The 9718-nt window shown below is 70.2% G+C and carries 13 protein-coding genes; 5 read left to right on the top strand and 8 right to left on the bottom strand.

Translation table 11 applies throughout. The features are described 5' to 3' along the window. On the top strand, positions 1-212 hold a 212-nt coding region (locus V7050_RS13900; protein WP_324410686.1), incomplete at its 5' end, for a 3-hydroxyacyl-CoA dehydrogenase family protein. On the opposite strand, the gene V7050_RS13895 is transcribed toward V7050_RS13900, so the two are convergent. Continuing rightward, a complete protein-coding gene (locus V7050_RS13895) occupies positions 179-1330 on the bottom strand; it encodes a DNA alkylation repair protein (protein ID WP_324368810.1) in 1152 nt (383 codons plus the stop codon). The two genes, V7050_RS13900 and V7050_RS13895, sit on opposite strands and share 34 nt — an antisense overlap. 100 nt (positions 1331-1430) lie before the next feature. Between V7050_RS13895 and V7050_RS13890 the strand changes: the two genes are divergently transcribed. Continuing rightward, positions 1431-1988: a YceI family protein gene (locus tag V7050_RS13890; protein ID WP_324368808.1), complete on the top strand. Its 558-nt coding sequence runs from the start codon at positions 1431-1433 to the stop codon at positions 1986-1988. Positions 1989-2009: 21 nt separating this feature from the next. Then, entirely contained in the window at positions 2010-2582 is a 573-nt protein-coding gene (locus tag V7050_RS13885; RefSeq protein ID WP_324368806.1) for a cytochrome b, read from the top strand. 81 nt (positions 2583-2663) lie between these two features. Here the strand turns inward: V7050_RS13885 and V7050_RS13880 are convergent, their stop codons facing one another. Next, on the bottom strand, positions 2664-3077 hold the full coding sequence (locus V7050_RS13880) for a DUF2852 domain-containing protein (RefSeq protein WP_442885588.1): 414 nt from the start codon (positions 3075-3077) through the stop codon (positions 2664-2666). Positions 3078-3358: 281 nt separating this feature from the next. Between V7050_RS13880 and V7050_RS13875 the strand changes: the two genes are divergently transcribed. Further along, positions 3359-4228 (top strand): class I SAM-dependent methyltransferase, encoded by an 870-nt coding sequence (locus V7050_RS13875; RefSeq protein WP_324368804.1) that lies wholly within the window; start codon positions 3359-3361, stop codon positions 4226-4228. Between the two features lie 10 nt (positions 4229-4238). Here V7050_RS13875 and V7050_RS13870 read toward each other — a convergent pair whose 3' ends face one another. The 5 genes from V7050_RS13870 to V7050_RS13850 all read right to left on the bottom strand — a co-directional run bounded on the left by V7050_RS13870 (position 4239) and on the right by V7050_RS13850 (position 7265). After that, positions 4239-4868 carry a TetR/AcrR family transcriptional regulator gene (locus V7050_RS13870; protein ID WP_324368802.1) on the bottom strand — a complete coding sequence of 210 codons (630 nt, stop codon included), beginning with the start codon at positions 4866-4868 and terminating at the stop codon, positions 4239-4241. Positions 4869-5155: 287 nt separating this feature from the next. Next, positions 5156-5422, bottom strand: a complete 267-nt coding sequence (locus V7050_RS13865) for an HPr family phosphocarrier protein (RefSeq protein WP_324368800.1) — start codon at positions 5420-5422, stop codon at positions 5156-5158. Positions 5423-5444: 22 nt separating this feature from the next. Then, positions 5445-5858 carry a PTS sugar transporter subunit IIA gene (locus tag V7050_RS13860; protein ID WP_324368798.1) on the bottom strand — a complete coding sequence of 138 codons (414 nt, stop codon included), beginning with the start codon at positions 5856-5858 and terminating at the stop codon, positions 5445-5447. Beyond that, positions 5855-6784, bottom strand: a complete 930-nt coding sequence (rapZ, locus tag V7050_RS13855) for an RNase adapter RapZ (protein ID WP_442885589.1) — start codon at positions 6782-6784, stop codon at positions 5855-5857. Before rapZ ends, V7050_RS13860 begins: the two co-directional genes overlap by 4 nt. A gap of 28 nt (positions 6785-6812) precedes the next feature. Next, positions 6813-7265 (bottom strand): HPr kinase/phosphorylase, encoded by a 453-nt coding sequence (locus V7050_RS13850; RefSeq protein WP_324374618.1) that lies wholly within the window; start codon positions 7263-7265, stop codon positions 6813-6815. Positions 7266-7550: 285 nt separating this feature from the next. Between V7050_RS13850 and V7050_RS13845 the strand changes: the two genes are divergently transcribed. Next, positions 7551-9149: a phosphoenolpyruvate carboxykinase gene (locus V7050_RS13845; protein WP_324374622.1), complete on the top strand. Its 1599-nt coding sequence runs from the start codon at positions 7551-7553 to the stop codon at positions 9147-9149. Here the strand turns inward: V7050_RS13845 and V7050_RS13840 are convergent. Beyond that, a partial coding sequence (locus tag V7050_RS13840) for a hypothetical protein (RefSeq protein WP_324410684.1) occupies positions 9136-9718 on the bottom strand: 583 nt, incomplete at its 5' end. The genes V7050_RS13845 and V7050_RS13840 overlap by 14 nt on opposite strands.

Raw genomic sequence — 9718 nt, 5'->3', positions numbered from 1 at the left:
CCAACCACCCGATGGGGCCGCTGGAGCTGGCCGATTTCATCGGGCTCGACACCTGTCTCGCGATCATGAACGTGCTGCACGAGGGGCTGGCGGACACCAAATACCGCCCCTGCCCGCTCCTGGTGAAATACGTCGAGGCCGGCTGGCTGGGCCGCAAGTCGAAGCGCGGCTTCTACGACTATCGCGGCGAGACGCCGGTCCCGACCCGCTGACCGGCCGCCGCGCCGACGAGCTCGAACCCGATTTCCCCGAGCGCGCGGCCGTTCGCGAGGATCTCCAGCCGGTGCGCGCCGTCATGATAGACCCGCGTGGTGATGCGCCGGATCGAATGCCGGCGCGCGAGTTCCAGCGTCTCGCCCGGGGCGAGCGAGAGTTGCCGCCACTTGAAGACCTTGGCCGAGGTTCCGCCGTTGGCCTTGCGGTGATGGATCGCGTAGTCGAGCACGATCTCCTGCGGGTCCCCGCCTTCGGAGCGCAGGCACGCGACAAATTCCAGCGCCTCGCCGAAGGCCACCACCGGGCTCGCCAGATCGAGGCGCTCCAGCCGCAGCGCCGCCTCGCCGAAGCCGAGGGCTGCGAGCGTCGGCCGGTGGCCGGCCTTGACCAGCGAGCGGCAGGCATGGCGCACCAGCCGGCGCCGCTCCGGCGGCGCGCCCGCCAGCCAGTCCCGGGCGATCCCGGCCACGAGATCGGGATGGTCCTTGGCGATGTCGTTGAGGCTGTTGGCGACCGAGCGCCGCACGTCCTCCGAGGGATCGTCGCGCAGCCGCCCGAGCAGCGGCATCAGCGGCGCGGGATCGGCGACGAAGGGCGCGAGGCGCATGCCCCAGGGCAAACGCGGCCGCGAGCCCTCCGAGGCGAGCCGCCGCACCCGCCAGTCCGCATGGCCGGTCCAGCGCATCATATGCCCCATCGCCCGCTCGGGATCGGCGAGAATGAAGGGGCGGACGGCGAATTCGGAGCTGAAGCGCCGGGTCATCTCGGCCAGAACCTCCATGGCCCGGTCGAAATCGCCCAGGCCCCGCAGCGCCACGAGATCGGCCATGGGCATCACCGCCCAGCCGCGAATGCCGGGCGCCCCCTCCGCCGCATCCGCGGGCGCGAGGGCGGCGAGCATCAGGTCGCAGGCCGGGCCGAAGTCCCTTGGCAGGCAGGCGTCGAGCGCCCGGGTTATCTGCGCCGCGCGGGCCTTGAGTTCCAGCGCCTCCAGCCCGTCACCCGCCAGCGCCTCGAAGCGGTCGCGATCGAAGCCGGGTGATCGCGCGGCGAGGTTCGCGCCGATCATGGCGATGGTGCCGGTATTGAAGAAGGTCTTGAAGGGCTCGGGCATGGCCCATTCTGGCGCGCTCGCGCCGATGCACGCAAGTGTGCCTGTCTGAAGCGCGATCCCGCGCTATCATTCCGGCAGGATGCAAGCTCGGGAGGCGGTCATGCTGGCACGGGTCGCGGCGGTCCTGATGATGCTGCCGGGGATGGCCCTGGCGACGCCCTGGGTCCTCGATCCCGAGACAAGGATCCTGGTGGATGTGGCCTGGCAGGGCTCGACCGTGGAGGTGCGCTTTCCCGCCCCGACCGGGGAGGTGGATTTCGACGAGACCCGGCCCGAGGCGGCTCGCGCCCGGATCCGCATCTCGACCCGCGAGGCCACCACCGGCCTCGCGCCGGTCGATGCGCTGGTGCGCAGCGCCGAATATCTCGACGCCGAGCGCTTTCCGCAGATCACCTTCAGCCTCGACCGGCTGGTGCAGACCTCGAAGCAGACGGCGCAGATCTTCGGCGAGATCACCCTGCGCGGCGTCACCCGCCCGGCGCGCTTCGAAGCCACGGTGATCCGCTACGGCCCCGACCCGGCCGATCCGAAGCGCTTCGAGGCGGGATTCGACCTGACCGGCAGCATCGACCGCACCGAATTCGGCTCGACCGCCGGCCTGCCGGAGGTGGGCGCGGAGCTGCCCGTGCGCATCCGCCTGCTGATGACCTCGAAATGAGCCCGGATTGAGGCGGCGCCCATGCGGCTCGCGAATTCCGAGAGGAGCTGGGGCTGGGGCGCGCGGGTGCTGCACTGGACCATGGCGGCGCTCATTCTCTTCCAGCTCGCCCTCGGCCTGCGGATGACGGTGTTCACCGAGGATCTCCTCGCCCGCTTCGAGCTGACGCAGTGGCACAAGAGCTGGGGGAGCGTGATCTTCGCGCTCGCGCTGTTGCGCCTCGGCTGGCGCATCGCCAATCGCGCGAGCCCGCGGCTGCCGGCGGGCACGCCGCCTTGGCAGGTCCGGGCGGCCGGGGCGAGCCATGCCCTGCTCTATCTCCTGATGATCGCGCTGCCGCTCTCGGGCTGGGTCGCCGCCGCCGCCTCGCCGGTGCAGGACATGCTCGGCATCGAGAACCGGGTGTTCGACTGGTTCTCCCTGCCCGACCCCTGGGTTCCGGGCGAGAAGACGGTGGCGGATGCGGCGGCGGCCTTCCACCGTTTCGCCGCGCTCGCGCTGGCGGGGCTTTTGGGCCTGCATGTCGCCGCAGCGCTCCGGCATCATTTTGTCGATCGCGACGACGTGCTCGCCCGCATGACCTTCGGCGGCTGAGCCGGGAACCAAGGCCCGGACGCGCCGCCGCCGCGCCCCTTTCGGGGAACGCGGCGGCGGGAAGTGGCTGGCCGGGAGCCGTCAGCTGGCCTGCGGCGCCTGGCGGCTCGACATGAACTGGTCGAATTCGGCCTGGTCCTTCGCGGCGCGCAGCTGGTCGAGGAAAGCGGTGAAGGCGGCGCGCTCCTCCTCCAGGCGCTTTAGCGTCTCCTCGCGATAGGCGTCGAAGGCGGTGTTGCCGGTGCGCCCCATCCCATGGCGGTTGTGGCGGTGATGACGGCGTCCCCAGGAATTGCAGCTCATGCGTTTGCTCCAGATCACGTAGAAGAGAAGGGCGAGGCCGACCGGCCAGAAGAAGACGAAGCCGATCACGATCGCGATGATCCAGGCCGCCCTGCCCCGGTCGTCCATCCAGTCGCGGGACCGCTCGAGCGTCTCGCGGACGCGTCGGGGCCACTGACCCGCGGGCTCGGACCATTCGTTGGCAGTGTGCATCAGCCGCTCCTTTCGATGTTAATGTGAATAACATTTACATAGATGGAAAGCCGCCGCCCGGCGTCAAGTGAGCGGGGCGAAAAAGTTGCGGGGCGGGGCGGGCGCAACCCGGCGGTGCCCGCCGGGCGGGTGGGTGACGCCAGGAACGCCCGGTACTCCGCCGACGCGTTCGCATCACCGGATGCGACCGCTCCGGGCCTCCCGAGGCAGCCGGTCGCGATTTGCGGGGATCGGTGGTACAATGCCGCGTTTCACAGGACTTGCGTCGGAGGCCCGTCGCCATGGCACAGACATTGCGCGAACCGGAGAACGAATTCGTCACCTTCTGGAACGATGTGCTCGTCCCGAAATTCGTGCGCTACAAGCATGTCCTCGTCGGCGGGCTCAGCCAGCACAGCGACGCGATCTTTCCCCGGCTCGAGGTCAATCCCGGCGAGCGGGTGCTGGATGCCGGCGCCGGATTCGGCGACACGGCGATCATGCTCGCCCGGAGGGTCGGGCCGAGCGGCCATGTCACCGCCATGGATTGCTGCGACGCCTTCCTGGATTTCGGCCGCCGCGACGCCGCCGCCGCGGGCATCGCCAATATCGACTTCGTCGAGGCCGACGTGCAGACCGCGCCCTTCGCGGCGGACCGCGATCTCGTCTTCTCCCGCTTCGGCACGATGTTCTTCCAGAACCCGGTCGCGGCGATGCGGAACCTCGGCCGCGCCCTGAAGCCGGGCGGGCGCTTCACCATGATCGTCTGGCGCCGGATCGAGGACAATCCCTGGCTCGGCGCCGCCAAGGCCATCGCCCTGCGCCACCTGCCGCCCCCGGGCGAGGATGCCCAGACCTGCGGCCCGGGCCCCTTCTCGATGGCGAGCGAGGATCTGGTGCGCGCGCAGATGAAGGCGGTGGGCCTCGAGCGGGTGAGCTTCGAGCGGGTGGACGCGCCGGTGCGCATGGGGGATTCGATCGAGGATGCGATCGGCTTCCAGATGGCCCTCGGCCCCGCCGGCGAGGTGGTGCGGGAGGCCGGCGAGGTGCCAGACGCCAAGCGTGCCGCCATCGAGGCGGATCTGGCGGAGATGCTCGCGCCGCATGTCACCGCCGACGGGGTCTACATGGGGTCGAGCTCCTGGGTGGTCTCCGCCCGCAAGCCGCAGTGAGGTCCCTGCCTCAGTTGGGGATCAGCCCCAGCCCGCGCAGATAGATCGCCGTGCCGCTCTCCAGCATCTCTTCGGCGGAATAGGGCGCCCGCCCGCCGGGCCGCCCGCGCGCGAAGAGCTCCACCACCCCGTGGCTGAAGGCCCAGATGTGATTGGCGACCATGGTCGCCGGCGGCCGCCGCTCGGCCGGCAGCCGCGCCGCCAGCTGCTCGGCGGCGCGGATCAGCACCGACATCGCCCGGTCGGCGGCCCGGGCGAGATCGGGGTTGCCGGAGATCGCCACGCCGGATTCGAACATGGCGATGTAATGGCCGGGATAGGCGCGCGCGAAGGCGAGATAGGCCCGGCCGGTCGCAAGGAACGCGCTCAGCGCCGAGGGACGGCCGTCGTCATAGGCCCGCTCCATCTGCTCGGCGAAGAGCAGGAAGCCCTGCCGCGCCGCTTCCTCGATCAGATCCTCGCGCCCCTTGAAATGCCGGTAGGGGGCGGCGGGGCTGACCCCGGCGGCCCGGGCCGCCTCCGCCAGCGTGAAGCCGAGCGGCCCCTTCTCCTCGATCAGCCTCAGGGTCGCCTCGACGAGCGCCTCGCGAAGGTTGCCGTGGTGATAGGACTTTCGCGGCTCCGCGTCGGGATCGGACATCGGCAGCATCTAGCCGCGCGAAGGGCGCCGATCAAGCCGGGAGATCCGGGCGCCTTTCGGGCCCTGTCCTGCCATTGGCCCCTCCGCCCGACCGAAGCTGCAGTCGCAGCACCAGGCTTCGGGACGGGCAAAAGCGCGCGGCCGGCGCCGCATGGCGAGGGAGGTGCTGCCTTCCTGCCGGTCGGGGATCGGGACGGGGCGGCCCCGGGCCGGCGCTGCCCGACCGACACCGGCGGATCGGGCGGGGATCCTCGGCCTCGGGGCGCGGGGTGAGGGTTGGTCGCGGGTCAGAAGCCTTCGCCGAACCGGTCCGCCACCAGATCCCGCAGCGCATCGGCGAGGGCCTCGGCCTGGGAGCCCTCTACCAGGATCTCGATCGAGGTGCCGCGCGAGGCCGCGAGCATCATCAGCCCCATGATGCTGTCGCCCGACACCTGCATGCCGTCGCGGCTGACGGTGGCGCGTGCATCGAAGCGCTCGACGGTCTCGACGAATCGTGCCGAGGCCCGCGCATGCAGCCCCTTCTCGTTGATGATATCGAGGGAGAAGCGCATTCCCTCTCCGTGGCGGCCGGCGTCAGAGGGCGATCGGCGTCCAGTCCTCACCGAACCCGTCGATGCTGTTGATGTATTTGCGGCCCGCGGTCAAGGCGCTCACGATCGCCTCGTCGATCGGCATCCCCCGCGCCTTGGCGAGCTTGATCAGAAGCGGCAGGTTCACCCCGTAGAGCACCTTGTGGTTGGCCTTCTTGCAGGCGCCCATCGCCAGGTTCGACGGCGTCGAGCCGAACATGTCGGTCACCACCACCACGCCGTCGCCGGTATCGACCCCTGCCACCGCGGCGTCGATGTCGGTCTGCTTGTTCCGGCAACTGTCCTCGGGCCCGATGGAGATCGCCGTGACGCCCGGCTGCCGGCCCACCACATGCTCCATGGCCGCCAGGTATTCCCGGGCAAGGCCGCCATGTGCAACAATCACGATCCCGATCACGCCAACCCCACTCCCGCACCCACGGGCGCTTCAGCCGACGCGGATGACAGGTCCCGGTGCCGAGTTGACACCCGCCAACCTTCCTCCGCAAGCGTTTTTGCGATCGCCTCGACCAGAACCACCGAGCGGTGCCTGCCGCCGGTGCATCCCAGCCCGAGGCCGAAATAGCTCTTGCCCTCCGCCCGATAGGCCGGGAGCAGGAAGCCCAGGAAATCCATCAGCCGCGCGACGAAGGGCGCATAGGCCGGGTCGGCCCGCACGAAGGCGGCCACTTCCGGGTCCCGGCCGTCCTTCGGCCGAAGTGCCGCCTCCCAATGCGGGTTCTTCAGGAAGCGCACGTCGACGATCATGTCGACCCCGCGCGGAATGCCGCGCTTGTAGGAGAAGGAATGCAGCGTGACCGCCAAGTCGCCCTGCGGCTCCTCGGTGGCGAAATGCCGCGCGATCTCGGCGCGCAGGTCGTGCGGGGTCATCGCGCTGGTGTCGATCAGGATGTCGGCGCGGGCACGCAGCGGCGCGAGCAGCGCCGTCTCGCGACCGATGCCCACCAGCGGCGTCTCGTGCGGGCTCAGCGGATGCCGGCGCCGGGTCTCGCTGAAGCGGCGGATCAGCGTGCTCGCGTCGCAATCGAGATAGACCAGCACCGGATCCCGCCCCGTGGCGGCGCCGACATCGGCGATATGCCCGATCAGGCGCTCCACGTCGAATTCCCGGTTGCGCGGATCGATCCCGACCACCACCGGATGCTCGATCGGCGGGCCGGCGAAGAGCCGCGGGAACAGCGAGAGCGGCAGGTTGTCGATGGCCTCGAAGCCCTGGTCCTCCAGCGCGCGGATCGCGGTCGACCGGCCGGAGCCCGAGGGTCCGGAGACGATCACTATATCCTGCCCCGATCCGGGGCTTCCCGTTTCGGTCACGGTAAGCATGCCGCCGAATGTACTGCCCGAAGACGCCTCAAGCCGGGCTTGGCTGGAAGTTATCGAGTAGAATCGTCAAGATAGCGTCTAGATTTGGCACGTCCCGGCCGGAAATCAATCTTACATTCCTTCCCAGATACGTGATCCGGTCACACTGTGGCATTCGCGCCGCCGGCGCGCGGTCGAGATCGACGGCGAGGACCACCTCCGCCGCCGCCTCCGCCGGAGCCCGGAGCAGCCCAACGCCCCGCGCCTCGATGAGGCCCGCGATCGCTTCCGGCGCCCATGCCTCCAGCCGGCCGTCGCGGATCCCGATCATGACCCGGTCGTCCGCGATCAGCCCCGCGCCGAGCGCCATCATGCGCAGCGCGAGCCCCGACTTGCCCGATCCGGAGGCCCCGAGAATCAGCACGCAGCGCCCGCCGCGCGCGACCGCGCTCGCATGGAGGATCGGCGGGGCCTCGCCGTCCATGCCGCTGCCACCGGTCATGCGGCCGCCCGAGCGGGGTCGCTTTCGCTTCCCCAGATGTGAAAGCAAGCGAACACCGACTTCAACATCGGAGCACAGCGCGACCCAAGAATCGCCTCCCCCTGGCCGGCATTAACGCTATCTCCACCATGAATGCATCCGCGGACATGGTATAGACATGCTTGGGCCGATATCCCCTCGGGACCGGCTCCGGAAGACGAGTGGATGGGTTTCGACCCCGACTGCACGAGGCGCAGGGGGTCTCGACGGAGTACGGGGCGGGACATGGCAAAGGATACCGTAACGATGGACGACACCACCGCGGCGAGCCGGCTCGCGGCCAGCGGCTTTCCCGGCGTCGGCCGGGTTCACGACAACCTGCTCGAAGCGGCCCTGATCGAGGCGGCGGTGCAGCGCGGCGAAGGCAAGATCGGCCGCGGCGGCACGCTGCTGGTGACGACCGGCAAGCACACCGGCCGCTCGCCCAAGGACAAGCATATCGTGCGCGAGCCCTCGGTCGACGCGCATATCTGGTGGGACAACAACACCCCGATGTCGCCGGAGCATTTCGAGGCGCTGCATCAGGACATGCTGGCGCATGTGCGCGGCGACGAGCTCTTCGTGCAGGATCTCTATGCCGGGGCCGATCCCGCGCACCGGCTGAACGTGCGGGTGATCACCGAGCTCGCCTGGCACAGCCTCTTCATCCGCCACCTGCTGCGCCGGCCCGACGAGGCCGAGCTCGCCGGGTTCCGGCCCGATTTCACAATCCTGAACTGCCCGAGCTTCCATGCCGATCCCGCGCGGCACGGCTGCCGCTCGGAGACGGTGATCGCGATCTCCTTCGAGCGCAAGCTGGTGCTGGTCGGCGGCTCGGCCTATGCCGGCGAGAACAAGAAGGGCGTCTTCACGCTGCTCAACTACCTGCTGCCCGCCAAGGGCGTGATGCCGATGCATTGCTCGGCCAACCATGCCAAGGGCAACCCGGACGACGTCGCGCTCTTCTTCGGCCTCTCGGGCACCGGCAAGACCACGCTCTCGGCCGATACCGCCCGGGTCCTGATCGGCGACGACGAGCACGGCTGGTCCGACGACGGCGTCTTCAACTTCGAGGGCGGCTGCTACGCCAAGACCATCAATCTCTCGCCCGAGGCCGAGCCGGAGATCCACCGCACCACGACGATCTTCGGCACGGTCATCGAGAACATGGTCTTCGACGAGCGCACGCGCGAGGTGGATTTCACCGACGACAGCCTCACCGCCAACATGCGCTGCGCCTATCCGATGGCGGCGATCTCCAACGCCAGCGACACGGCGCGTGGCGGGCATCCGCGCAATGTGGTGATGCTCACCTGCGACGCCTTCGGCGTGCTGCCTCCGATCGCCCGACTCAGCCCGGCGCAGGCGGAATATCACTTCCTGTCGGGCTTCACCTCCAAGGTCGCCGGCACCGAGCGCGGCGTGACCGAGCCGCAGCCCACCTTCTCCACCTGCTTCGGCGCGCCCTTCATGCCGCGCCGGCCGGAGGTCTATGGCGGGCTCCTGCGCGACAAGATCGCCGAGCACGGCGCGGCCTGCTGGCTGGTCAATACCGGCTGGACCGGCGGCGCCTACGGCACCGGGCGGCGCATGCCCATCGCCGCGACCCGCGCCCTGCTCTCCGCGGCCCTCGACGGCTCGCTCAATTCGGTGACCTTCCGGCGCGACCCGAGCTTCGGCTTCGAGGTTCCGGTCGCGGTGCCCGGCGTCGATCCGGCGCTGCTCGACCCGCGGAGCACCTGGGCCGATCCGCGCGCCTATGACGCCCAGGCCGCGCGGCTGGTCGCGATGTTCTCCGACAATTTCGCCCGCTACGAATCCCATGTGGGCGAGGACGTGAAGGCGGTCGCCGTCAGGGCTGCTTGACCGGCGGGACCGCGCCCCCGGGCGCGGTCCAGAGCCCGTAATCCTCGTCTCGGAACGCGATCACCTCCGCAGGCTCCGCCTGCGGATGCGCCCGGTCGAGCGGCGCGATCAGCACCGCGCCGGGCGTCGCCGCGAGCCAGGCCTCCGCCGCGGCGAGATCGCCGATCGCGACGACCGGGTTGCGCAGGCGCCCGGCAAAGCTGAACTCGCCCTGATAGGATCGGCCGAGAACGGCGATGCCCGCGCCGTCGTGCGGTGCGATCGCCGCAGCCAGGGGCTCGGGATCCTGGATGCTTCCCGCGGCGCTCAAGAGGAACAGGGCATCGGCCGCCAGGGCGAAGCCGAACCCCAGCGCGGCCAGCCGCACCCCGCGCAGCCGCAAGGCCGCCGCCGCCAGGGCGAGGAAGAGCAGCCCGGCCACCGCGACCCCCCAGCCCGGCACCGCCTGCCGCGCGAGGTTCGGATCCGGCGCCCAGCCGGTGGCGAGCGCCAGCAGGAAGGCACCCACCAGCGCCGGAACCACCGCCGCCGCACGCGCCCGCCATGGCGCGCGACCCATCGCCCGCGCC

The sequence above is a fragment of the Amaricoccus sp. genome (genome assembly GCF_036846665.1).
Lineage (GTDB): Bacteria > Pseudomonadota > Alphaproteobacteria > Rhodobacterales > Rhodobacteraceae > Amaricoccus.
Note: the sequence above shows the minus strand (reverse complement) of the source record. Positions and strands in the feature narration are given on the sequence as shown.

Bases quoted from the DNA above. Each gene is read 5' to 3' on its own strand.
- V7050_RS13885 (WP_324368806.1), top strand. From the start codon at position 2,010: ATGCGGCTCGCGAATTCCGAGAGGAGCTGGGGCTGGGGCGCGCGGGTG.
- V7050_RS13895 (WP_324368810.1), bottom strand. From the start codon at position 1,330: ATGCCCGAGCCCTTCAAGACCTTCTTCAATACCGGCACCATCGCCATG.
- V7050_RS13880 (WP_442885588.1), bottom strand. From the start codon at position 3,077: ATGCACACTGCCAACGAATGGTCCGAGCCCGCGGGTCAGTGGCCCCGA.
- V7050_RS13890 (WP_324368808.1), top strand. From the start codon at position 1,431: ATGCTGGCACGGGTCGCGGCGGTCCTGATGATGCTGCCGGGGATGGCC.
- V7050_RS13865 (WP_324368800.1), bottom strand. From the start codon at position 5,422: ATGCGCTTCTCCCTCGATATCATCAACGAGAAGGGGCTGCATGCGCGG.
- V7050_RS13845 (WP_324374622.1), top strand. From the start codon at position 7,551: ATGGACGACACCACCGCGGCGAGCCGGCTCGCGGCCAGCGGCTTTCCC.
- V7050_RS13870 (WP_324368802.1), bottom strand. From the start codon at position 4,868: ATGTCCGATCCCGACGCGGAGCCGCGAAAGTCCTATCACCACGGCAAC.
- rapZ (WP_442885589.1), bottom strand. From the start codon at position 6,784: ATGCTTACCGTGACCGAAACGGGAAGCCCCGGATCGGGGCAGGATATA.
- V7050_RS13875 (WP_324368804.1), top strand. From the start codon at position 3,359: ATGGCACAGACATTGCGCGAACCGGAGAACGAATTCGTCACCTTCTGG.
- V7050_RS13850 (WP_324374618.1), bottom strand. From the start codon at position 7,265: ATGACCGGTGGCAGCGGCATGGACGGCGAGGCCCCGCCGATCCTCCAT.